The following is a 23696-nucleotide window of genomic DNA, read 5'->3' on the forward strand; positions in this document are numbered from 1 at the left end:
GCGGGACCGGCGGGGGCGCGGATAGGATCGGTGCCCGTGGCGCGCGACGACGACGAGCACGACCCCGATGCTCCGGCGCCGTGGCACAACTCCACGGCGAAGGTCTTCGGCGCGAGCATCGCCGGTGTCGCCGGGATCGGGCTGATCGTCGGATCCGTCATCTTCGTATCGCAGCGGGTCGAGGAGCCGACGCAGGCCCCGCTGAATTTCGTCGAACCGTCGTTCTCGCAGACGTCGGCACCATCCCGGACGTCGAGTACGCCCAGCACCACCGCCCCGCCGCGGCCCACCCAGGCCGAGACCACCGACATCGATCTGCCGCCGCCGTCGGACACGTCGCCGACATCGACACCGTCGAGTTCGGCCGAGTCCACCAGCTCCCGTCCCCCGACGACCACGGCGGAGGAGGACGACGAGGGCGAGGAAGGGCCGACGACCACCAGGAAACGGCCACGATTCAACGAGACACGCACGCTGTACCCCCAGCGATGAGCCTTCAGCGGCCTACTATCGGACTCCGTGGCGCGACCTCCTGAAGATCCGGGCTACCCGGACGACGAGCCGACCCAGTACTCCAACGCGTACAGCAACGAACCCACGCAGTACGGGGCGTACAACGAATACAACACCGGTGGCTATGACCAGCCTCTCCCACCCGAAGAACCGCAGCCCTGGTACCGCAAGCCGGCTGCGCTGGTCGGGCTCGGCGCGCTGCTGGTGCTGCTCATCGCGATCATCGTGTGGCTGGCAGTGCAGCTGACCTCGGATGACGGCTCGTCCTCGGAGACCAGTACGTCGCCGACGACCACGACCACATCGGAGACTTCGGAGCCGGGCGGGTCGGCGCCGGCGGTCGCTCCCACCGAGACGGAGACGGTGACGCAGTCGCCGACGGAAACCTCGCCGGCGGAGACGACAACGACCACTTCCGAGACCACCACCACCACGACGACGACCACCACGCCGCCGACGACCACCACCACGACCACTCCGCCGCCGACCACGACGGTCGAGACGAGCACGAGCACCGTCACCATCACGGTGCCGACGCTGGTGCCGGGCGGCGTCAGCCCTTAGCTCGGCTAGCAGGCGACCTCGGGTCCCGGCACACACTCGGAAGCAGGCGCTTCGGTTGACGGCTCCACCGTCGGCTCGGGCCGGGCCGTCGGCTCGGGTTCGGGTTCGACGGTCGGTTCGGGCTGGGCCGTCGGCTGCGGCTCGACCGTCGGCTGAGGTGCGGGTGACGGCTCGACCGTCGGCTGAGGCGTCGGCTGAGGCTCAGCCGTGGGCGTCGACCGCGGCGGCAACACGAACGTCGGCATCGGCAACTCCGGCCACACGAACTGCGGCGGGGCAGGAGCAGGCGCAGGCGCGGGTGCGGGTGCCGCCGGAGGCGGAGCAGGAGCGGGAGCCGGCGCCGCCGGTCGCGGAGCCGCCTGCTGCGTGACCGCCTGACGCGGCGCCGCAGCGGGCGCTGCGGGAGCAGCCGCCGCGGGCCCTGGGGCGATGACAGTCTGGGTGACGGCCGCGGGCGCCGGAGCGGGTCCCGGCGCCAGAGCCGGCGCAGCCTGCGGCTCGACCGAGCTCTCGATCGGGAGTGTCGCGACACTCGCGCTCGAATCGGCAACGCCGGCGCCGTCGTTCGACATCAGGACCATCCCGCCCACGGCCATCGCGGCGATGCAAGCCGCCCCCGCGAACAGCGCACCGGGGCGCTTGAACCAGGCCTGGGCCGGCTCGTCGACGGGATCGCTGTGGTCGAACGACACCTCCGGTCGCGCGTCGCCGGGTTCGTACAGCGCGGCGTACTCGGTGACCGCGAGGTCCTCGGATTCCTCGGCCGACCAGGCGAGCGGGGTACGCGGGAGCGGCGCGACCACGATCGTCGGTAACTCCGGCGCCGCCGTCAGGCGCGTCTTGGTCTCGTGTAGGCCACCCCGCCGCGCGATGAGCTCGGCGCCGATCGCGGCGAGCACCTGCGCGCGCGGGCTGGTCGTCACCGGCACCCGCAGCACCTCGGACAGCCGTTGCGTCACCATCGGCATCCGCGCCCCACCTCCGACGGTCGCCAGCCCCGCCAGCTGGGCCGGTGCAATCCCGTTGCGCTGCAATGTATCCAACAGCGCTGCGATCAGACCGTCGAGCGGTTCATGCAGCACCGCCTCCAGTTCGGCGCGAGTCATGCGCACCGACCCTTCCGGCACGGCGATCGTCGTCGCGGTCCGCTCCGACAGCCGTTCCTTGGCGGCGCGGCACTCGTCCCGAAGGCTGGAGAGCGAGGCGACGGCCGACGTGCTCGACGGGTCGGTCGGCAGCCCGCGCAGCACCTCGGTGAGCAGCGCCCGATCGGCGACGTCACCCGAGAAGTCCTCGACGCGGACCGTCTCCCCCACGGTGCGGAACCCGGCCCCGGCGTCGGCCAGGGTGATGCTGGTGCCGGTCGCGCCGACGTCGCACAGCGCGACGATCCCGCGGCTCGGCAGCCCCGGCCAGGCCTGCAGCGCCGTGAGCGCCGCCACGGCATCGGAGACGACGGTCACGCCAGGCAGCTGCGCGCGCACGGCCGCCACCATCCCGGCCGGCCAGTACGCCGGCACCGCGACGGCGGTCGCGTCGGGCCGCGAGTGCGGACTCATCTCCCTCGTCAGCGCCTCGATCGCCCCGGCCAGCACCCGGTCGCCGAGGTGGCGCGACCCGTCGGCGGCCACGATGGGGATCGGGTCGCCGACGCGTTCGACGAAGCCGCCGAGCACCAGCCCCGGATGTTCGAGGCGCGGCAGACCCACCTCCGGGCCGCGGTGCGGGTAGAGGGTGAGCACCGCGCGCCGAACGGTCGTCCGGCCATCGCAGGCCGCGACCAGGTTGGTGATGCCGACCGAGGAGCCCAGAGAACTGCGCATACCTGTCTATCGGCGCGGCGGGCCGTTTCGTTATGCGATCAGCGGCCCTGGGCCGCGTACTCGGCTACCAGCGCCTCGGCGCTGCGCACCGCCGCGCGGCATGCGCGGGCGGTGAACGGATCGTTGAGTGGATGCTCGGCGCGGCGGCGCCAGCGCTGAGCTGCGGCGAACGCGGCGCGCGGACCGTCCGAGGAGGCACCGTAGGGGGCGTCGGGCTGCAGCCCCAGCCGGCTGGCCGGATCGGTGCCCGAGCCGCCGATCAGCCGGCGCAGCGACGCCATCTCGTCCTCGTTGAGGGTGGTGGATCGCGACCGCAGCTGGCTGAGCAACCGCAGTTCCTCGAAGGCGTGCGTATCGGCCAGCAGCGGGTCGATGTCGGCGATGATCCGCGGCGTGGCGTAGATCGGGTTGAGCTGCACGAACTGCCGCAGCGACAGCAGCGCGGTGTGCGCCTTGAGCAGATCCGAGCGCTGGGCGAACTGCTGGTCGATGACGTCGCGCAGGGCCACCAGCCCGCTGCGTTCGAGCAGTTCGTCGGCCAGCGCCACCGCATCGCCGACCCCGGCGCGCAGCACCGCGATCGAGATGCGGATACCGAACATGCCGAACCGGTCGAGCAGCGCCACTCGGGTCGCGGCGTCCACCGGAAGCGCGGGGTCGTCGCGGACGAAGCGGTCGACCGACAGCATCGCCTTGGCCAGTTCGGTGGGGTCCACGCCGGACAGCTTCTGCAGGGCGACGAACTCGCTCTGCCGCAGCGTGCGCGCGGTCAGCGCCAGCAGCCCCGACACCGGGACGACGGCCTGGCAGATCCCGGTGCGGTCCATCTCGGCGGTGAACCGCTGGGCGACGTCGCGGGCCGAGAGCATGGCGTCGATGCGCCCGGCGCCGATCTCGTCGGCGCGTGAGGCCACGCCGATCACCCCGAGGGCGCCCGACGCCCCGCCGACGAGTTCGCCGATCTGCTTGAGTAGCGCGATGTCGGCGGCGTTGAGGGTACGCAGCAGGAACACCACCGCATCGACGCGGGGGACGCCGTCGTCGGGCACCAGGAGCCGCAGCGTGCGCTGCGAGACGTCCCGCGACAGCGAAGAGGTGCCGGGAGTGTCGATGATCGTGGTGTCGATGAGTTCGGCGGCGGGCCACTCGACGTCGAGATCCAGGACGTCGCCGGGGTCGAGTGTGGCGAAGTCGAACGTCAGGGACCGATCGTGGGGATCCCGGGTGATGGGCACGTTGGAGCGGCGGCCGCCCCGGTGGTTGGCCGTCACCCTCGGGGTGGGACCGTGCCGGAACCAGGTGACGATGCGGGTGGCCTCGGTGGCGTCGGTGGGCGCAATGTCCTCTCCGACCAGGGCGTTGACCAGCGTCGACTTGCCCGCCTTGAGGGTGCCGGCGAGCGCGATGCGGATCGGCTCGTTGAGCCGGCGCCCGATGCGCTCGAGTTCGTGGTGGACGTCGGGGCGTTCGCGGTAGGCCGGATCGGCCCGGTAGGCCGAGATGGTGCCGCCGAGGATGGCCCGCACGTGGTCGCTGGTGCTGATCCGTCGAGTTTAGAGACCGGGGGTCGCCAGCTTCTCGGCGTGTTCGATGACCTGGCGCAGGATGTCACGCTGCCGCGCGAGTTCCTTGACCCGCGCGGTGCGTTCCGACTCCTCGACCTTCGCGGCCGCGATGGTGGCCTGCAGCGATTCGTTGAGCGACCGGGTCGCCTGGTTGGCGATCTCGCGATAGTGGTCGCGCAGCTGCCGTTGGATCCCCTTGAGCCGATCGCGCGACTCCTTGCCGACCACGAACGCGACGTCGTCGACGAAGCGGCGCACATTCGTCTTGGCCTCGCTGCGCACCCGCAGCATCCGGTTCTCCATGTCCTCCTTGTAGGCCTTGCGGCCGAGGACGAAGCCCGCGCCGAGTGACAGCGGATTGAACATGCCCAGGCCGGCGAACGAGGTCAGCATGCCGAACATCAGGACGCCGCCGTAGGAGCCGCGCAGCCCGGTGACGACCTTGTGCCCGACCTTGAGGGGTTTGGCCTCCAACTTCGCCAGCGATCTGAAATCGTCGAAGCCGGCGCCCATCTCGCGGGCGTCGATGGCCGGCATCCGCACGGCGTCGAGTCCCGCCTCCCGGAAGGTACGGGCCACCTCGGCAGCCAGCGCTTCGGCCCGCTGGTAGGCCCACACGAAGTTGTCACCGACGGCCGTGGCGACCGACTCCTCGAGTTCTGCGCCGATCTCGGCCCAGTGCAGCGTCGGATCACTGGTGTCGATGACCTGTTCGGTGTGAAAGGTGATGTTGCGGAACCGATGTCGCAGGTCGTGGTCGACGTCGGCGGTCAGGTCGGCGATACCGTCGTTGAGCACCTGCTGCCAGAGGGCGGTCTGCTGCAACGCATTCTCGGCGTCCTGTTTGCGGCGCTCCAGATCGGCGGTGAGTCCCTGCCGGGCGTTCGGATCGTTCAGCGCCGCCAGCTCCGAATCGACGGTGAGCGCGAGATGTTCGGCAACGGAATGGATTTCGGCAGCAACCTGATCGCGGACCCGGTCGTTCTCCCCGGAGAGCACCTGTTCGGACAGGAACTTCACGATCGCAGGGAAATTGGACTCCTCGTTGAGTTCCTTGTCGTTGAGTTGGATGGCATGGCTGCGCAACTGCGCGGACGCGGGGATCATCGGCGCGCTGATACCGGCGCGCCGCAGGTGCGCGGTGTTCGCGTCGACGATCTGCCGCCAGTGCGGGTAGAGGTCGGTCTTGGTCGCGACGATCAGTGCCAGCGGGCAGATCTCGAGCGCCTGCCGGATGAACTTCATCTCGGGTTCGGTGAACTCCTGGCTGGTGTCGCTGATCATCAGCATCGCGTCGGCGTCGGGCAGCAGGCCCAGCGTGGCCGACAGGTGCGGCTGACCGTGCCCGCCGACACCCGGGGTGTCGACGAAGGTCAGACCGCCTTTGAGCAGCGGGCTGGGCGCGGTCACCTCGACGCGCAGCACCTCCCGGCCGCGGGCCTGCGGCGCCCGGCGCAGATCGTTGCGCAGCTCGGCGACGGGGATCTCGACGAGTTCGGGTTCCGCACCGTCGGGCCGTGCCACCACCAGCCGGGCGGTGGCCTGCTCGCCGTAGGACACCACGGTGGGCAGCACGGTGGATTCGTCGTCACCCACCCGTGCGACCGGCATGTTGAGCAGCGAATTGAGCAGCTGACTCTTGCCCTGTTTGAGTTGGCCGGCGATCACCACGCGGATCTGCGGATCGTTGATGCGGTCCTTGGCCCGGGCGAGTCGCGCCACCAGATCGCCGCGGTCCTTGCTGTCGGCAATCTTGCTGGCGTGGTCGATGAGCTCGGCGATGACCTTGACCTTGCGCGGGTCACTGGGTTGCGTCATGACGCCCTTCTTCGTCGGCGGCTTCTCACGGTAGGCGCGCGAACTGGCGGGGACCATCGCGGTCCCCGCCAGCTGCTCAATCAGGTCGTGCGGATCAGAAGGCGTCCAGACCGGTGTTGGTGTTGGCCTCGTTGCCGGACGCTACATCGGTGCTGACGCCGGTGTCGTTGCCGGAGAACAGGTTCGTGTCGTTGCCCGACCCGAGCGCGGTCTCGTTGCCCGACCCCAGGTTGGTCTCGAAGTTCGTCGAATCGTCCTCGATCGAGTAGTCGGTGGAGGTCGACGTCTCGGTCGTGACCGCGGTGTTGACCGAGTTGTCCTCGCGGTTGTCGCTGCCGTAGTTCCCGTCGATCTGGGTGCCGGTGTTGACGTCGTTGTCGGTGATGATGATGCCGCCACCGCTGCCGCCCGAGCCGCCGACCGCGTTGCCGCCGCCGATGCCGATCAGGCTCCCGCCGCCGTCGGCGCCGCCGCCGTTGCCGCCGCTGGTGTCGACGTCGTTGAGGACGGGGGCGTCGTTGTCGGTGATCAGATCCCCACCGGCGGTCTTCGAGTTGTCCTCGACCTCGTTGTCCTTGCCGACCACCACGTTGGAGCCGGAACCCGCGAGGATATCGCCGTTGTTCATGGTGTTGCCGTCGCCGAGGGCGGCGCCGTCACCGCTGACGATGTCGCCGTCGTTGTCGCCGTCGACCACCACGCCGCCGTTGGTGGCGGTGTTGCTGGTCTTGTCACCCAGGGTGATGTCGCCGAAGCCGAGGTTGAATGCGCCGTTCTGGGCGTTGGCGCCGGCGTCCTGAATCGGGCTGGCGACCGGGACGTTGTTACCGCTGAGCAGATCGGTGTCGTTGCGGCTGGCCAGTTCGGTGGTCGGCGCGAACGACGTCTGCGGCGAGAACGGGGACGCGAAGTTCGACGCCAGCTGATGGTGGTCGGCCACCGCCCGCTGCAGACCGTAGATCGGGTCGCCGCCGCCGAGTGCGTAGCCGGCGGGAGCGGCGGTCGCGGCCACCGAGGCCAGCTGTGCGGCCGTCACGTTCGGCAGGCCCGCGTCGCGCAGCGCGCCCTCCGGGTCCATCACGAAGGACGCCGCGACACCCGGGTTGCGGAAGAGGTCGAGGATGAAGTCGATGATGTTCATGGAACTTCCTTTCGCTTGCCTCGCCGGGCCCCCCGGCGATCTGGAGACCACGTTATGGAGTCCGGACACCACCGCCAACGGGGCGATCACCCAACCCTTTTCAACCCGCCCTAGGGGTTTTTCTACTTTCCCGTTAGGGGATTAGGGGTTATGGCGGGGGCTCCGGGGAAGGGGGAAATAACTCCAGCTCAAACGGCAAAACCCGCGCAGATCGCGAGGATCTGCGCGGGTGGTCGGGTCGAGTCGCCGGGTGGGGTGGGTCAGTCGAGCAGGTCGAACGCCGAGGGATGGTCGACGGGCGGCTCATCGAGGGGCGGCTGTGCCCAACCGTCGGCGAAATCGGCCTCCGCCGGAACGGCGTCGTCGCTCAACGGGGTGTCGAACTGCAGTGATACCGGATCCGCGGACCAGACCGCGTCGGAGTCGGCGCCGGCGATGTCATCGTTCGCGTCGGTGACGACGGCTGGGGTGTCGATGACAGGCACGGCCGGGCCGTTGTCGTCGAACGCGTCGAAGGCGTCGAAGGCGTCGAACGCCGCGGTGGCTGCGCCGCTGGCCCAGACGTTGCCAGCCGGTTCGGCACCGAAGCTGTCGAACGCGACCGCGGGCGTGGTCATCGACACGGATTCCGACACGACGGGGATGAGGTTGTTGACGTCGACACTGGTCACGCCGGACAGATCGGCGTCGGCGATGGCCTGCGCCGGATCGGCGGCGTACCGCGCGGCCGCGTCCGGATCCCGCACCAGCGACATGACGAAGTCGAGTAGCGAGTTAGCCATCACACACCTTTGCGTTGTCGTCACGTGGTCGACACGGGGACGAATCCCACGTGTCGACGATGCTATCCGCGCCGCCGGTACCCCGGATCGGTGTGCATACCCCACCGTCGCTGCACCGGTTAGGGGATCGCCCGTTAGGGGATGCGCAACACTAGGGGGATATTCGCCGTCCGGACGGCTGCTGCGATTAAGGTGAGTTCCCATGACCGAACCGCTGGGACTGTCCATCGGGATGACCAACCTGGTGGCGGCTCGCGTCGGCCGACCTCCGGTCCTCCGTCGCGCCGTGCTCCATCTGTTCGCCGACCGCCCCGCGGAGGTGGGCGTGCCGGCCGACAACCCGAATCTCGGCACGGGCGGTCTGGTACTCAGCGGCTTCGTCGACCGCGTCGGTGATCCGGTGCCGCTGGTGGCTGCCGACGGTTCGGCCCATCGCGGCGAACTGGTGCTGGCCGAGGCGCTCGACGCGATGGCGCGCACCGTCGACGGCGGCTCCCCGATCGCGATCGCCGTCCCGGCGCACTGGGGCCCCGGGACCGTCGGGGCGTTGCGCGGCGCGTTGCGCACGCGGCCCGGACTGGCCCCCAACGGTGTGCCCGCCGCCCTGATCCCCGACTCGACGGCGGCCCTGGCAGCGCTGCAGGCCGCGCCCGGTCTGCCCGGTCAGGGGGTGATCGCGCTGGTCGATCTGGGCGGCAGCGGCACCAGCATCACGCTGGCCGACGCAGGCGCCAACCTCGACGCGATCGGCCAGACCGTCCGCTACGCCGAATTCTCCGGCGACGCCGTCGATCAGGCGCTGCTGAACCATGTGCTCGCCGGTATCGCCGACGCCAACAATCCCGACCCCGCGGGGACGGCGGCGGTGGGTTCGCTGGCGCGGCTGCGAGACCACTGCCGCCAGGCCAAGGAGCGGCTGTCCGCCGAGACGGCCACGGCGGTGCCGGTCGATCTCCCGGGCTTCACCTCCGACGTCCGCGTGACGCGGCCCGAACTCGAGCAGCTCATCGCCGAACCGCTTGCCGGGCTGCTGGCCGCCATCGATGACACCTTGCAGCGCAACGGGATTGCGGCGGCCAGCGTCTCGGCGGTCGCCACCGTGGGCGGCGGTGCGGCCATCCCGCTGGTCACCCAGCGGCTCTCCGAGCAGCTGCGCGCTCCGGTGATCACCACGCCGCAGTCGCAGCTCAACGTCGCGGCGGGCGCGGCGCTGGTCGCCGACCGCGGCGTCGATGCCGACGCGCCGACCGGCATGTCGCCGGTCACGGCCGCCGCCGACGCGCCGACGGGTCTGGCGCCTGCGGCGTGGGCGGCCGGCGCCGCGGGCCTGGCCGCGGGCGAGGCGGCCGCCGACGGCGCCTCGTCGGCGACGTTCCGCGCGCTCGCCTGGTCGCAGGACGACGCGCCCGCCGGGGAACCCGTGCCCTACACCGGCGCCGACTACGTCGCCGATCCCGGTTCCACGGCCGCCCGTCCACCGGTGGCGTTCACACCCGAGGATCAGGTCGCCGACCCTGATCCAGGGCCGCTGCCCTGGTACAAGAGGCCCCCGTTGTTGTTCGGTGCCGCAGCCGCGGCCGCGCTGCTGGCCATCGGCGGCCTGGCGGTGACGCTCACCGGGAACGTCGGCGAATCGGAGCCGGTCACCGAGACGGCGACGACCGTGTCGATGGAGCCGTCGCCGGAACCCCTGCCGCCGCCGGTCACCACCGTCACCATCGGACCCGACGGTCAGGCCACCACGACGGTGAGCCAACCGCCACCGCCTCCTCCGCCACCGCCCTCGTCGACCACGACGACCACCACCACGACGCCGTCGTCCACCACCACGACGACCACGACCACCAGCACCACGACGACCACCACGACGACGCGGACGACGACCACACCGCCGCCGACCACGACACCGCCGCCCACGACGACGGTTCCGCCCCCGACGACGACGGTGGTGCCGACGACCTTCGACCCGCCGGATCCGCCGGACCCGCCGGTCGTGACCTTCCTTCCCGAGGTCGGCTGACCCGACCGATGGCGAGCCCGGCCGATCTTCCGCCGGCAGCGCGCGAGGCTGTCGATGCGGTGGCCGCCGACCCGGACGCCGCCGTCAAGCTCCTGGTCAGCGGCGGTATCGGCACGGGTAAGTCCGCGGTACTCGCGGCCATCCGCGGGGCGTGGCGGGCGGCCGGCAGACAAGTCTCGGCCCGCCCCGCGCCCGGGGCCGCGGTGGTGGTCGACGATGCGCACCTGCTCGGCGCCGACGAACTCGACCGGCTGACGGTCCTGGCGGGCGAGCCGGGGGCGACGGTCGTCGTGTCGGCAGAACCGCTCGTGCACCACACCGCGCTGCGGGCGCTCGTCACGGCGCTGGACCGGGAGAACACCCCGGTGTCGCTCGGGCCGCTGGCCCCCACCGAGGTCGCGCGCACCGCCGCACTCCTTCTCCGCGGACCGCCTCCGCCGGATTCCATGCGGTCAGTCATGACCGCGACGGCGGGTCTGCCGTTCCTCGTGCAGCCGACCCTCGCGGTGATCGGCGACGGACCGTCCGCGGTCCGGCACGCGGCCCGGGTCGCTCTCATCGAACGGCTGCGTCGCCTCGACGAGCCGCTGCTGGACACGCTGCTGCTGTCGTCGCTGAGTTTCGACATCGGACCCGACGACGTGGCCGCCGCGCTGCAGATGTCCTCCCGGGACGCGCTGGCCGCCGTCGACCGGGCCCGGGCCAGCGGGCTGCTCGAGCCGTCCCACTCGCCGCACTTCGTGCGTGCCGTGCACGACGGGATCGCGCAGATCTGCGGTGCGGCACGGCATCACGAACTCGAGGTGTCGCTGCTGGCCTCGCAGCTCGGGCTGTCGACACTGTCGGCCGAACTCGCCGTGCGGTTGGCCGAGCACGGCCTCCGCGACGACCGGCTGGCCGACGCGCTCACCGCGTTCGCGGCCCGCACCGACGAACACCCCGCCCGCGCGGCCCGGCTCTACCGCGCCGCGGCCGACGCGGGCGCCACCGCGTTGCGCGCACAGCTGGCGGACGCCCTGGCCCTGACCGGGGACTGCGACACCGCGCGCCGGCTCAGCGACGAACTGCTGACCTCCGACGACGCCGCCGAACGTGCCGCGGCCGTGCGGGTCGCGGCCAGCGTCGCGATGCACGACGGCAGCGCCGAACAGGCGCACGACCTGTTCGGCTGGCTGGGCCCCACCCCGGACGCCGTCGTCGGAGCCGCCGCCACGATCGCCGCGCTGGCGGCCGGCGACGCGGCGGCCGCCCGAACGTCGGCCGAGTTACCGACCGCGGGGCCGCCGACGTCCATCGCCCGGACCGCCCGTGCGCTGGCCACCGGTCTGGTGCTGTCCCTGGACCAGTCCTATCCGGTCGTCGTCGCGAGATTGGGCCAGTCGATCGGCGCCGAGGCGCGCCAGCCGGAGGTCGCTCCCGACAGCCCCGCCGCACTCGTCGCCCTGACCGCGCTGCACGGCGGTGACACGGCCCGGGCGCGCAGCGTGCTGGGTCGCGCGGTGCGTGCGGAAGGCCCGACCGCCGATGCGATCTTCGTCACACATCGGCACCGGCTCCTGCTGGGCTGGACGCAGATGCAGGAGGGGCAGTTGCAGGCCGCGGCCGCGGCCGTCCCCGTCGGGGCGGACCTGCATCGTCGGGACGCGCTGTGGGCGGCGGCACTGCAGACGGCCATCGCCCGGCGCAGCGGTGACAGCGGCGCGATGCAGACCCACTGGTACGCCGCGACCGAGGTGCTCGCCGAGTACTCCGTCGACCTGTTCTCCCTGCTCCCCCTCGGCGAACTCTGGGTCGCCGCGGCCCGGATGCGGCAACTCGACCGCATCCGCCACCTCGTCGACCAGGCCTTCACCCTGCTGGACGGCCTCGGCGACCCGGCGTTGTGGTCACTCCCCCTGCACTGGGCGGGGGTACACGCCGGCATCCTCGCCAACGACCCGGACGCCGTCGCGCCGCACGGGCAGGCACTGACCGCCGCGGGCCGCGATCCCGCGGCGCCCAACCCATTCGCCAGAGCGCTGGCCACCGCCGGTCGCACCTGGTTGCGGGTGCTCGCCGACCAGGTCGACGTCGGCGAAGTCACCGCCGCGGCGAAGGGGCTCGCCCAGTACGGCCACACCTGGGACGCGACACGGCTGGCCGGTCAGGCCGCACTGCAGACCTCCGATCCGCGGGTGTCCCAGGCGATGCTGCAGCTCGCCCGCGACCTCAAGCAGACCGTCACCGGACTCGACTCCGGCCCGGCGCCGGCCGCGGCGCCGCCGGCGGGCGGATCATCGACCCCCGCGGCCGCTCCGGCGCGGCCGGCGAGCGCCGTGCTGTCGGACCGCGAACGGGAGGTCGCCGAACTGCTCCTCCTCGGCATGCCCTACCGCGATATCGGCGCCCAGTTGTTCATCTCGGCGAAGACCGTCGAGCATCATGTGGCCCGGATCCGGCGGCGGATCGGGGCGGAATCGCGGTCCGAAATGCTGTCGATGTTGCGCGCCATGTTGGGCTCGCCGAGTCGACCAACCGGCTAGTAAGGGCAGCCTTCGTAGCGGCGCCCATACCGGTGGTGTCACTATGAGCAGGCACCGAGCCCAAGTTACCCGTCAGTAACATGGGTCAAGTTACCGGTGAGTAACCAAAGAACCGGAGGATCGCGTGGAAACGCAGATGCTGATCAGGATCGTCGCCGGAGTCCTCATGGTCGCCGTCGTCGGTGTGTTCGCGGCAAAGCGCGTCCTGTGGTTGACCAAACTGATCCGCTCCGGGCAACCGATGAGCGAGGGCAACAACCGCAAGGACGATCTCAAGAAGCGGATCACCACGCAGTTCGAAGAGGTGTTCGGTCAGACTCGGCTGCTGCGCTGGTCGGTCCCCGGTATCGCCCACTTCTTCACCATGTGGGGCTTCTTCGTCCTGGCCACGGTCTACCTCGAGGCGTTCGGCCAGCTCGTCGATCACGACTTCCACATCCCGCTGGTCGGCCGGTGGGATGCACTCGGCTTCCTGCAGGACTTCTTCGCCGTCGCCGTACTGCTCGGCATCGTCACCTTCGCGATCATCCGCATGCGTCAGGAGCCCAAGCAGCACGGCCGTGACTCGCGGTTCTACGGCTCCCACACCGGCGGCGCCTGGCTGATCCTGTTCATGATCTTCAACGTCATCTGGACCTACGCCCTGGTCCGCGGCGCCGCCGTGAACACCAACGCCCTGCCCTACGGCAACGGCGCGTTCTTCTCGCAGTTCATGGGTTGGATCATGGCGCCGCTCGGCCACACCGCGAACGAGTGGATCGAGACGGTGGCGCTGCTCGCCCACATCGCGATCATGCTGGTGTTCCTGCTGATCGTGCTGCACTCCAAGCACCTGCACATCGGCCTGGCCCCGATCAACGTCACGTTCAAGCGCATGCCCAACGGGTTGGGCCCGCTGCTGCCCGTCGAGTCCAAGGGTGAGCTCGTCGACTTCGAGGATCCCGCCGAGGACGCGGTGCTGGGTCGCGGAAAGATCGAGGACTTCACCTGGAAGGGCTACCTCGACATGACCACCTGCACGGAGTGCGGGCGTTGTCAGTCGCAGTGCCCGGCGTGGAACACCGGTAAGCCGCTGTCGCCGAAGCTCGTGATCATGAATCTGCGTGACCACATGTTCGCCAAGGCGCCGTACTTCCTCGACGGCAAGGAGTCGCCGCTGGAGAACACCCCCGAGGGGGGTCTCGGCGAGGAACTGCGCGGCGAGAAGAAGAGCGAGAAGCACTCGCACGAGCACGTCCCGGAGTCCGGCTTCGAGCGCATCCCCGCCGACGACCCGCGGCAGGCCACCCGCCCGCTGGTGGGCACCGAGGAGCAGGGCGGCGTCATCGATCCCGACGTGTTGTGGTCCTGCACCACCTGTGGCGCGTGCGTCGAACAGTGCCCGGTGGACATCGAGCACATCGACCACATCGTCGATATGCGCCGCTACCAGGTGATGATGGAGTCCGAGTTCCCCGGTGAGCTCGGCGTGCTGTTCAAGAACCTGGAGAACAAGGGCAACCCCTGGGGACAGAACGCCAAGGACCGGACCAACTGGATCGACGAGGTCGACTTCGACGTCCCGGTCTACGGCAAGGACGTCGAGTCCTTCGAGGGCTACGAGTACCTGTTCTGGGTCGGTTGTGCCGGTGCCTATGAGGACCGCGCCAAGAAGACCACCAAGGCCGTCGCCGAACTGCTCGCCACCGCGGGCGTGAAGTTCCTGGTGCTGGGCGAGGGCGAGACCTGCAACGGCGACTCGGCTCGCCGCTCGGGCAACGAGTTCCTGTTCCAGCAGCTCGCCGCGCAGAACGTGGAAACCCTCAACGAGCTGTTCGAGGGCGTCGAGCGCGTCGACCGCAAGGTCGTGGTGACCTGCCCGCACTGCTTCAACACCCTGGGCCGCGAATACCCGCAGGTCGGCGGCAACTACACCGTGCTGCACCACACCCAGCTGCTCAACCGGCTGGTCCGCGACAAGAAGCTGATCCCCGTCAAGGGCGTCGACGGCGGCACCGGCGGCGGTCCGGACGGGCGTGAGGTCACCTACCACGACCCCTGCTACCTGGGCCGGCACAACAAGGAGTACGAGGCGCCGCGTGAGCTGATCGGTGCGTCGGGCGCGACGCTGACCGAGATGCCACGCCACGCGGACCGCGGCCTGTGCTGCGGCGCCGGCGGCGCCCGGATGTGGATGGAAGAGCACATCGGCAAGCGCGTCAACGTCGAGCGGTCCGAGGAGGCGGTGGAAACCGGCGCCTCGGCGATCGCGACCGGCTGCCCGTTCTGCCGCGTGATGATGACCGACGGTGTCGACGACGTGGCCGCCACCCGCGACATCGAGAAGGTCGAGGTGCTCGACGTCGCCCAGCTGCTGCTCGGGTCGCTGGACAAGAGTTCGGTGACGCTGCCCGAGAAGGGCGCCGCGGCGAAGGAGGCCGAGGAGCGCGCGGCCAAGGTCGAGGCATCTGTTGCGACCGAAGAAGCTCCCGCTGAGGCTCCCGAGGAGACGGCGGAAGAGACCGCCCCCGCCGCCTCGACCGCGACCGAGACCAAGCCGGTCACCGGCCTCGGTCTGGCCGGCGCCGCGAAGCGTCCGGGTGCGAAGAAGGCCGCCGCCAAAACCGAGGACGCCAAGCCCGAGGGCGCGGAGGCCGACAAGCCGGCGGCCGCTCCGGCCAAGGGTCTGGGCATCGCCGGTGGCGCCAAACGTCCCGGCGCCAAGAAGACCGCCGCCGCCCCGGCGCAGAAGGCAGAAGCTGCCCCGGCTGAGGCGAAGGCGGACACCGAGAAGGCCGAGACCGCCGCACCGGTGAAGGGTCTGGGCATCGCGGGCGGAGCGAAGCGTCCCGGCGCGAAGAAGACAGCTGCCGCTCCCGCGGCCAAGGCGGAGACAACTCCTGCCGCAGAGACTGTGGACACCGCGGAGACTGCGGAGGCCAAGCCCGAACCCGAGGTCAAGGGCCTGGGTCTCGCTGCGGGCGCCCGCCGCCCCGGCGCGAAGAAGGCACCGGCGAAGAAGGCCGAGGCCACCCCGCACGAGGGTGACGCGACCGTCGTCCAGCCGCCGAACGTCGACCCGGATCAGGCGCCGAGCGGGACCGAAGCCGACGACACCGCCGACTCCGACCGCGGTCTCGCCGAGCACAAGCCGGAACCGGAGGTGAAGGGCCTGGGTATCGCCGCAGGCGCCCGCCGCCCGGGTGCCAAGAAGAAGGCCGCCCCCGCCGCAGAGCCGAAGCCCGCACCGGAGCCGAAGGCTGCGCCCGCGCCGGAACCGGAGGCCGAGCCCGAGGCTGAGCCGGAACCCGCACCGGAGCCCGCCGCGCCGTCGTCGAACGGCTCGAGCGACGGCGACGCCCGCATCGTCGGCGACGAGCCGCCGGTGAAGGGTCTCGGCATCGCGAAGGGCGCCCGTCGCCCCGGGAAGCGCTGACCGCAGCCGCCGACTGCACGGTTGTTGACACGGTCACTCGACCGATGCGTACAACAACCGTGCAGTCGCGGCTCGGCGAAAACCCGTCGACAACCGTGCGACCATGGAACACATGACCAGGCCCCCGACGCCCGCAGAGCGGACGTGGCACCCCTCTGGGCACCACCAGAAGCCGCGTGTGTTCACCCAGTCCTCGAAGCTGCAGGACGTTCTCTACGAGATCCGCGGGCCGGTCCACGAGCACGCTTCCCGGCTCGAGGCCGAGGGCCACCGCATCCTCAAGCTGAACATCGGCAATCCGGCCCCGTTCGGCTTCGAGGCGCCCGACGTGATCATGCGCGACATCATCCAGGCGCTGCCGTACGCACAGGGCTACTCGGACTCCAAGGGCATCATGCCTGCGCGCCGTGCGGTGTTCACCCGCTACGAACTCGTCGAGGGCTTCCCCCGGTTCGACGTCGACGACGTGTTCCTCGGCAACGGCGCCTCCGAGCTGATCCAGATGACGCTGCAGGCGCTGCTCGACAACGGCGATCAGGTGCTGATCCCCGCGCCGGACTATCCGCTGTGGACGGCGTGTACCTCACTGGCCGGCGGCACCCCGGTGCACTACCTGTGCGACGAGACGCAGGGCTGGAACCCCGACGTCGCCGACATCGAAGCCAAGATCACCGACCGCACCAAGGCGATCGTCGTGATCAACCCGAACAATCCGACCGGCGCGGTGTACAGCCGTGAAACCCTCGAGCAGATCGCCGAACTGGCGCGCAAGCACGAGCTGCTGCTGCTGTCCGACGAGATCTATGACAAGATCCTCTACGACGACGCCGAGCACATCTCGATGGCGTCGGTCGCACCCGACGTGTTGACGCTGACGTTCAACGGGCTGTCCAAGGCCTACCGGGTGGCCGGCTACCGGTCGGGGTGGCTGGTGATCACCGGCCCGAAGGAACACGCAGGCAGTTTCATCGAGGGCATCAGCCTGCTGGCGAATATGCGGTTGTGCCCGAATGTGCCTGCCCAGCATGCGATTCAGGTCGCGCTCGGCGGATACCAGAGCATCGACGATCTGGTGCTGCCCGGCGGCCGGCTGCTCGAGCAGCGCGACGTGGCCTGGCAGAAACTCAACGAGATCCCCGGCGTCTCCTGCGTGAAACCCCGCGGTGCGCTGTACGCGTTCCCGCGGCTGGATCCCGAGGTCTACGAGATCCACGACGACGAGCAGCTGGTGCTGGATCTGTTGCTGCAGGAGAAGATCCTGGTGGTCCAGGGCACCGGGTTCAACTGGCCCACCCCGGATCATCTGCGGATCGTGACGCTGCCGTGGGCCCGTGATCTGACCGCCGCGATCGACCGGCTCGGCAACTTCCTGACCAGCTACCGCCAGTAGCGCTCCGACTACCCTGTCGGGGTGACGCACTCCCACGCCCATTCGCACTCGTTGAGCGGTCCGTCGCCGCTCGGTCCGGTCGCCGCGAAGATCGTGGTCGGACTGTTGGTCGTCATCGCGCTGGCGGTGTTGGTCGGTGCCGCGTTGCTGTGGCCGAGCCAGCAGAAGGCCGACATCCCGCTGCCGTTCCAGAACGCCGAGGGCGGTGCGGTCACCACCGAGGCCGGTCACGTCGTGTCGACGAGTCTGGCTCCGTGTGGCAGCCCGTCGGCGGGTGCGGTGCTGACCGTTGATCCGTCGCCGACGCAGGGCGGCACCGCGCAGTGCGTACAGACGCTGGTGGCCATCGACACCGGGCCGAACGCCGGCGCGAAGACGCTGCTCGAGTTCAGCGGCGGGCCAGGGCAACCCGAGCTGTTGGCCGGTGACGACATCCGCCTCAGCCGTCAGGTCGACGCCCTGGGCGCCACGAGTTACTCCTTCTACGACTACGCCAGGGGTTGGCCGCTGGCGCTGCTGGCCGGGGCGTTCGCCGTCGTGGTGGTGGCGGTCGCGCGGTGGCGGGGGCTGCGCGCCCTGGTCGGCATCGTCGTGGCCTTCGCCGTGTTGATGATCTTCCTGCTGCCGGCGCTGCGTGACGGCGCCCCGGCGATCCCCGTCGCCCTGGTCGGCTCGGCGGTGATCCTCTACGCGGTGCTGTTCCTCGCGCACGGGGTGAGCCTGCGCACCAGCGCAGCCCTACTCGGGACGCTCACCTCGCTGGGGCTGGCGGCCTTCCTGTCCTGGGGCGCAATCGAACTCGTGCATCTGACCGGTCTGTCGGAGGATCAGAACAACGAGGTCGCCGCGTATCTGGGCAACGTGTCGATCACCGGTCTGCTGTTGGCCGGCTTCATCATCGGCTCCCTCGGCGTGCTCAACGACGTGACGGTCGCGCAGGCGTCGACCGCGTTCGAACTCGCGGCCGTGGGCGACGGGACGTCGCGGCGCGACGTCTTCCTGCGCGCGATGCGGGTCGGCAGCGATCACATCGCCAGCACCGTGTACACCCTGGTGCTGGCGTATGCGGGCAGCGCGCTGCCGCTGATGTTGTTGTTCAGTGTCGCCAACCGGTCCCTGGCCGATGTGCTGACCAGCGAGAGCGTGGCCATCGAGATCGCCCGCTCGGCGGTCGGCGGGATCGCGCTCGCCCTGTCGGTGCCGCTGACCACCGCCATCGCCACGGTGCGCGCGAGCCCGGGGTCGCGTTTCGCCGGCCCCGGCCCGGGTACCCGGCCCGGGTGAGCCAGCCCCTCCACGTTTCTTCGGTGACCCTCGAGGTCGACGGCCGACAGCACACGGTCACCGTCGACAACCGCGTCACCCTGCTCGATGCACTCCGCGAACATCTGGGAGTGACCGCCCCGAAGAAGGGGTGCGACCACGGCCAGTGCGGCTCCTGCACCGTGCTGCGCGACGGCCGCCGCGTCACCACCTGCCTGACGTTCGCCGTTGCCGCCGACGGCGCGAGCATCACCACCGCCGCCGGTCTCGGCACCGCCGACGACCTCCACCCCGTCGCGCAGGCGTTCTACGACGAGGACGCCTTCCAGTGCGGCTACTGCACCCCCGGTCAGATCTGCTCGGCCGTCGGGATGCTCGACGAGGTGAAGTCGGGTGCGCCGAGCTTCGTGAGCGAAGACCTCGACGCCACACCGGAACTCACCGACGACGAGATCCGCGAGCGGATGAGCGGGAACCTCTGTCGCTGCGCGGCCTACCCCAACATCGTCGCCGCCATCGAACAGGCGGCGCAGCGGTGAAGACGTTCGACTACCACCTCGCCGAGAGCCCCGCCGACGCGGTGGCCACGCTGACCGCCCATCCCGACGCCGCGTACCTCGCCGGGGGCACCAACCTCGTCGACCACATGAAACTCGGTGTCGCTGCACCGGATCTGCTGGTCGACGTCAGCCGACTCGACCTCGACGAGATTGCCCCGCTCGACGGCGGCGTGCGCATCGGGGCGACGGTCCGCAACAGCGATCTGGCCGCCGACCCGCTGATCCGGTCCCGCTATCCGGTGCTCGCGCGCGCCCTGCTGTCCGCGGCCTCGGGGCAGTTGCGGCACGCCGCAACGACCGCGGGCAATCTGCTGCAGCGCACCCGCTGCGTCTACTTCCAGGACGTCACCACGCCGTGCAACAAGCGCAACCCCGGCACGGGATGCTCGGCGATCGGCGGATACGTCCGCTACCACGCAATTCTCGGCGCCTCACCGCACTGCGTCGCAGCGCACCCGTCGGATATGGCGGTGGCCATGGCGGCGCTGGACGCCGTGATCGTGGTCGAGGGCAGCGGCGGTGAACGCCGCATCCCGATCGACGACTTCTACCGACTGCCCGGCGACGAGCCCCATCGCGACACCGTGCTGGAACACGGTGAGCTGATCACCGCCGTCGAACTGCCACCACCACCGTCGGAAGCCGTCTCGGACTACCGCAAGATCCGCGACCGGGCGTCCTATGCGTTCGCCCTGGTGTCGGTCGCGGCGGAACTCAGCGTCGCCGAGAGCAACGAGATCCGTTCGGCGCGCCTCGCATTGGGTGGTATCGCGCACAAGCCGTGGCGCGCCCGTGCGGCCGAGAAGGTACTGGTCGGCGCACCCGCGACCGACGACACGTTCGCAGCGGCCGCCCGTGCCGAACTGGCCGACGCAGAACCGTTGCCGGGCAACGAGTTCAAGGTCGAGCTCGCCCGCCGGGCCATCATCGCCGAACTGCGCACCCTGACCGAGCGGAGCCGGCGATGACGCTGCTCGACGCCCAGGCGATGGGCCGCCCGATGCCCCGCCGCGACGGCCCGCTCAAGGTGACCGGGACCGCCCACTACGCCTTCGAACGTCCCCGTCGACGACGCCGCCTATCTGCACGCCGTGCAGTCGACAATCGCCCGCGGGCAGGTCACCGCCATGGACGTGGCCGCGGCACGTGCCGTCGACGGGGTGCTCGATGTGCTCACCGTGTTCGACGCCCCGAAGCTGGCCGACGCCGAGGACGGTGAACTGGCCATCCTGCAGGACGACCGGGTGCACTTCCGCGGTCAGATCATCGGCGGGGTGGTCGCCGAGACCGCCGAGATCGCCCGGCACGCAGCCGCTCTGGTGCAGGTGATGTACAGCGAGGAGCCGCACGACGTCGTGCTGACCGCCGAGCACCCCGGGCTGTACGCACCTGAGGAGGTCAACTCGGGCTATGACACCGACACCGACGAAGGTGACGTAGACACAGCGCTGGCGACTGCCGAGTTCACCGTCGACGAAAGCTATTCGACACCGATCGAGCACAACAACCCGATGGAACCGCACGCCTGCATCGCTGTGTGGTCGCAGGACGACGGCCGGACCGCGGTCACGATGTACGACTCCACCCAGGGCGCCCACGCCGTGCGCAAAGCGCTCGCCCCGATCCTGGGCCTCGAGGTCGACCAGATGCGGGTGATCAACCCGCATGTCGGCGGTGGATTCGGTTCCAAGGGCGCGCCACACGCGCACAACGTGCTGGCGTTGCTGGCCGCCCAGCGGCTGCCGGGCCGGCCGGTGAAGATGGCCGTCACCCGCCAGCAGATGTTCTCCCTCGTCGGCTACCGCCCTCAGATCCTGCAGCGGCTGCGGCTGGGTGCCGATCGCGACGGCCGGCTCACCGCGCTGGTGCACGACGTGGTCGAGCAAACTTCCACCGTCAAGGAGTACGCGGAGCAGACGGCGGTGACCTCGCGGAAGATGTACGCGAGCCCCAATCGCCGGACTTCCCACCGCTTGGCCGCGCTCGATGTGCCGGTTCCGTTTTGGATGCGCGCCCCCGGCGAATGCCCCGGCACCTACGCCGCCGAAGTGGCGATGGACGAGTTGGCCGTGGCCTGCGGTATCGACCCGATCGAGCTGCGGGTGATCAATGATCCCGAGGTGGATCCCGAGACCGGGAAACCCTGGTCGGGCCGGCACCTGGTCGAGTGTCTGCGCCTGGGCGCCGATCGGTTCGGATGGGATCAGCGTAATCCTGCTGCCGCACAGACGATCTCGGGTGACTGGTACGTCGGTCTCGGGGTGGCGTCCGCGACGTACCCTGCGATGATGATGCCCGGTAACACCGCACGCGTCACCTACGTCGCCGAGGGCCGCTACCTGGTCGAGATCGGCGCCGCCGACATCGGCACCGGAACCTGGACGACGTTGACACAGATCGCCGCGGACGCATTGGGGGTGGACACCGAGGCGGTCGAGTTGCGCATCGGCGACTCCGCGCTGCCGGACGCGTCGGTCGCGGGCGGTTCGTCTGGCATCAACTCCTGGGGGTCGGCGATCGTGGCGGCCGCCCGGCAGTTCCGCCGCGACCACGGCGATCCGCCGGCGGTGGGGGCGAGCACGTCGGCGGAGGCGCCGGAGAATCCCGAGTCCGAGAAGTACACGATGCAGTCGTTCGGCGCGCACTTCGTCGAAGCCCGGGTGCACCGGGACACCGGGGAGATCCGGGTGCCGCGGATGCTCGGCGTATTCGACGTCGGCCGGGCGATCAACGCCAGGACACTGCGCTCGCAGCTGATCGGCGGGATGACCATGGGGTTGTCGATGGCGTTGCACGAGGAGAGTTTTCGCGATCCGCGCTTCGGTCATGTCGTGACGCAGGATCTCGCGACCTACCACTTCAGCGCACACGCCGACGTGGCCGACATCGACGCGATCTGGCTCGGCGAAGTCGACGAACACGCCAACGCCATGGGTTCGCGCGGCGCCGGAGAGATCGGCATCGTTGGATCGGCCGCGGCCGTCGTCAACGCCGTCTACCACGCCACCGGAGTGCGGGTGCGGGATCTGCCCCTCACCCTCGACAAGGTGCTCGCCGGGCTGCCCTGATCAGCGTTCGAGCAGGCCGAGCAGGTAGGCGCCGTAGCCCGATTTCATCAGTGTCGCTGCGCGGGAGGCCAATTCGTCGTCGCCGATGAACCCGACGCGCCAAGCGACCTCTTCGGGAACCGAGATCTTCAGGCCCTGCCTGCGTTCGATCGTGCGGACGTAGTCACCGGCGTCGAGCAGCGAGTCGAACGTGCCGGTGTCGAGCCAGGCGGTGCCGCGGGCGAGCACCTCGACGCTCAGCCGGCCCTGGTCGAGATAGGTGCGGTTGATATCGGTGATCTCGTACTCGCCGCGCGCGGATTTCTTCAGGCCGCGGGCGATCTCGACGACATCGTTGTCGTAGAAGTACAGGCCCGGCACGGCGTAGTGCGACTTGGGGGTGAGCGGCTTCTCCTCGAGCGACAGCGCTCTACCGTCGGCGTCGAACTCGACCACCCCGTAGTCGGCGGGGTTGGCCACCCAGTACGCGAAGATCGCGCCGCCATCGACGTCGTGGAAGCGGCGCAGACTGCTGCCCAGACCCGGCCCGTAGAAGATGTTGTCCCCCAACGCCAATGCGACCGGTCCGGTGCCGATGTGCTCGGCGCCGATGACGAACGCCTGCGCCAGCCCCTCCGGTGCGCGCTGGACGGCGTAGGTGATCGAGATGCCGAACGCCGATCCGTCGCCGAGCACCCTCTCGAACCGGGGAGCGTCCTCGGGGGTGGTGATCACCTGGATGTCGCGGATGCCGGCGAGCATCAGGGTGGACAGCGGATAGTAGATCAGCGGCTTGTCGTACACGGGCACAAGCTGTTTGCACACCCCGAGCGTGACGGGATACAGGCGCGTTCCCGAACCGCCGGCCAGGATGATGCCGCGCATCAGGTCGTCGCGTCGTCTTCGGTCAGCTCGGTGGCGGCCAGCGCCGAGGCCAGATCGTCGTGCCGGAACACCGAGGTCACTTTGTCGTGCACCACCCGGAACGCCGACGCGGCGACACCGGTTTCGCCGGTGACCGTCGTGATCTGCTCCTCGACGACCACGGTCCCGCCGTTGATGTACAGCCGGCCCGGCTCAGCCGTCACATCCAATGCCTGCGCCCACTCCCGCAGCGCGGCGTGTCCCTGGGCCGCACCGGCCGCGTCACCGATCTCGATGTCGTCGCTGGACAGCTCGATCAGCGTGTCGATGTCGCGGGCGTTGAGCGCGTCATGCCAGGCGAGGACGGTGGCCTTCTCCGAAGTGGTCATCCCGCGAATCTACCCACGCC

At 70.1% G+C, this 23696-nt stretch carries 16 protein-coding genes and 1 pseudogene; 10 read left to right on the forward strand and 7 right to left on the reverse strand.

The window, feature by feature from the left end; translation table 11 throughout:
• The first annotated feature begins 36 nt into the window (after positions 1–36).
• Together A5757_RS16900 and A5757_RS23460 are read left to right on the forward strand one after the other, a co-directional pair.
• Positions 37–492 (forward strand): hypothetical protein, encoded by a 456-nt coding sequence (locus A5757_RS16900; protein ID WP_156618476.1) that lies wholly within the window; start codon positions 37–39, stop codon positions 490–492.
• A gap of 27 nt (positions 493–519) precedes the next feature.
• Positions 520–1077 (forward strand): hypothetical protein, encoded by a 558-nt coding sequence (locus A5757_RS23460; protein ID WP_066836198.1) that lies wholly within the window; start codon positions 520–522, stop codon positions 1075–1077.
• 5 nt (positions 1078–1082) lie between these two features.
• Here A5757_RS23460 and A5757_RS16910 read toward each other — a convergent pair whose 3' ends face one another.
• The 5 genes from A5757_RS16910 to A5757_RS16930 form a co-directional block, all read right to left on the reverse strand.
• Positions 1083–2900, reverse strand: coding sequence for an Hsp70 family protein (locus tag A5757_RS16910; RefSeq protein ID WP_066836200.1), 1818 nt, complete (start codon positions 2898–2900; stop codon positions 1083–1085).
• A gap of 38 nt (positions 2901–2938) precedes the next feature.
• The gene (locus tag A5757_RS16915; protein WP_066836202.1) at positions 2939–4444 is read right to left on the reverse strand and encodes a dynamin-like GTPase family protein; all 1506 of its coding nucleotides are present in this window, start codon (positions 4442–4444) and stop codon (positions 2939–2941) included.
• A gap of 9 nt (positions 4445–4453) precedes the next feature.
• Positions 4454–6283 (reverse strand): isoniazid-induced dynamin-like GTPase IniA, encoded by a 1830-nt coding sequence (gene iniA / locus A5757_RS16920; protein WP_066836274.1) that lies wholly within the window; start codon positions 6281–6283, stop codon positions 4454–4456.
• Positions 6284–6377: 94 nt separating this feature from the next.
• Complete coding sequence (locus A5757_RS16925; protein WP_066836204.1) at positions 6378–7424, reverse strand: IniB N-terminal domain-containing protein; 1047 nt, start codon at positions 7422–7424, stop codon at positions 6378–6380.
• 260 nt (positions 7425–7684) lie between these two features.
• Positions 7685–8206, reverse strand: a complete 522-nt coding sequence (locus tag A5757_RS16930; protein WP_066836205.1) for an IniB N-terminal domain-containing protein — start codon at positions 8204–8206, stop codon at positions 7685–7687.
• 202 nt (positions 8207–8408) lie between these two features.
• Here A5757_RS16930 and A5757_RS16935 point away from each other — a divergent pair, with 202 nt between their 5' ends.
• From A5757_RS16935 to A5757_RS16970, 8 genes and pseudogenes are all read left to right on the forward strand, one after another.
• Complete coding sequence (locus A5757_RS16935) at positions 8409–10226, forward strand: Hsp70 family protein (protein ID WP_066836207.1); 1818 nt, start codon at positions 8409–8411, stop codon at positions 10224–10226.
• An 8-nt stretch (positions 10227–10234) separates the two neighbouring features.
• Positions 10235–12748, forward strand: coding sequence for an isoniazid response ATPase/transcriptional regulator IniR (gene iniR, locus A5757_RS16940; protein ID WP_066836210.1), 2514 nt, complete (start codon positions 10235–10237; stop codon positions 12746–12748).
• Positions 12749–12872: 124 nt separating this feature from the next.
• Positions 12873–16163 carry a (Fe-S)-binding protein gene (locus A5757_RS16945; protein WP_066836212.1) on the forward strand — a complete coding sequence of 1097 codons (3291 nt, stop codon included), beginning with the start codon at positions 12873–12875 and terminating at the stop codon, positions 16161–16163.
• 103 nt (positions 16164–16266) lie between these two features.
• Positions 16267–17553 (forward strand): pyridoxal phosphate-dependent aminotransferase, encoded by a 1287-nt coding sequence (locus A5757_RS16950; RefSeq protein ID WP_066836213.1) that lies wholly within the window; start codon positions 16267–16269, stop codon positions 17551–17553.
• 21 nt (positions 17554–17574) lie between these two features.
• Entirely contained in the window at positions 17575–18837 is a 1263-nt protein-coding gene (locus tag A5757_RS16955; protein ID WP_066836214.1) for a YibE/F family protein, read from the forward strand.
• Entirely contained in the window at positions 18834–19355 is a 522-nt protein-coding gene (locus A5757_RS16960; protein ID WP_066836215.1) for a 2Fe-2S iron-sulfur cluster-binding protein, read from the forward strand. Before A5757_RS16955 ends, A5757_RS16960 begins: the two co-directional genes overlap by 4 nt.
• On the forward strand, positions 19352–20344 hold the full coding sequence (locus A5757_RS16965) for a xanthine dehydrogenase family protein subunit M (RefSeq protein ID WP_066836217.1): 993 nt from the start codon (positions 19352–19354) through the stop codon (positions 20342–20344). The genes A5757_RS16960 and A5757_RS16965 overlap by 4 nt, the downstream gene beginning before the upstream one ends.
• Positions 20341–22444 (forward strand): annotated as a pseudogene (locus tag A5757_RS16970) (xanthine dehydrogenase family protein molybdopterin-binding subunit). Before A5757_RS16965 ends, A5757_RS16970 begins: the two are co-directional and overlap by 4 nt.
• Here A5757_RS16970 and rfbA read toward each other — a convergent pair.
• Both rfbA and A5757_RS16980 read right to left on the reverse strand, forming a co-directional pair.
• Positions 22445–23308: a glucose-1-phosphate thymidylyltransferase RfbA gene (rfbA, locus tag A5757_RS16975; RefSeq protein WP_066836219.1), complete on the reverse strand. Its 864-nt coding sequence runs from the start codon at positions 23306–23308 to the stop codon at positions 22445–22447.
• Positions 23308–23676 (reverse strand): nuclear transport factor 2 family protein, encoded by a 369-nt coding sequence (locus A5757_RS16980; RefSeq protein ID WP_066836221.1) that lies wholly within the window; start codon positions 23674–23676, stop codon positions 23308–23310. Before A5757_RS16980 ends, rfbA begins: the two co-directional genes overlap by 1 nt.
• Positions 23677–23696: the final 20 nt, after the last annotated feature.

Source organism: Mycobacterium sp. 852013-51886_SCH5428379, assembly GCF_001665575.1.
Lineage (GTDB): Bacteria > Actinomycetota > Actinomycetes > Mycobacteriales > Mycobacteriaceae > Mycobacterium.

Excerpts from the sequence above, each read along its gene's own strand:
- A5757_RS16910 (WP_066836200.1), bottom strand. The coding sequence starts at position 2,900 with ATGCGCAGTTCTCTGGGCTCCTCGGTCGGCATCACCAACCTGGTCGCG.
- iniA (WP_066836274.1), bottom strand. The coding sequence starts at position 6,283 with ATGACGCAACCCAGTGACCCGCGCAAGGTCAAGGTCATCGCCGAGCTC.
- A5757_RS16925 (WP_066836204.1), bottom strand. The coding sequence starts at position 7,424 with ATGAACATCATCGACTTCATCCTCGACCTCTTCCGCAACCCGGGTGTC.
- A5757_RS16930 (WP_066836205.1), bottom strand. The coding sequence starts at position 8,206 with ATGGCTAACTCGCTACTCGACTTCGTCATGTCGCTGGTGCGGGATCCG.
- A5757_RS16935 (WP_066836207.1), top strand. The coding sequence starts at position 8,409 with ATGACCGAACCGCTGGGACTGTCCATCGGGATGACCAACCTGGTGGCG.
- iniR (WP_066836210.1), top strand. The coding sequence starts at position 10,235 with ATGGCGAGCCCGGCCGATCTTCCGCCGGCAGCGCGCGAGGCTGTCGAT.
- A5757_RS16950 (WP_066836213.1), top strand. The coding sequence starts at position 16,267 with ATGGAACACATGACCAGGCCCCCGACGCCCGCAGAGCGGACGTGGCAC.
- rfbA (WP_066836219.1), bottom strand. The coding sequence starts at position 23,308 with ATGCGCGGCATCATCCTGGCCGGCGGTTCGGGAACGCGCCTGTATCCC.
- A5757_RS16980 (WP_066836221.1), bottom strand. The coding sequence starts at position 23,676 with ATGACCACTTCGGAGAAGGCCACCGTCCTCGCCTGGCATGACGCGCTC.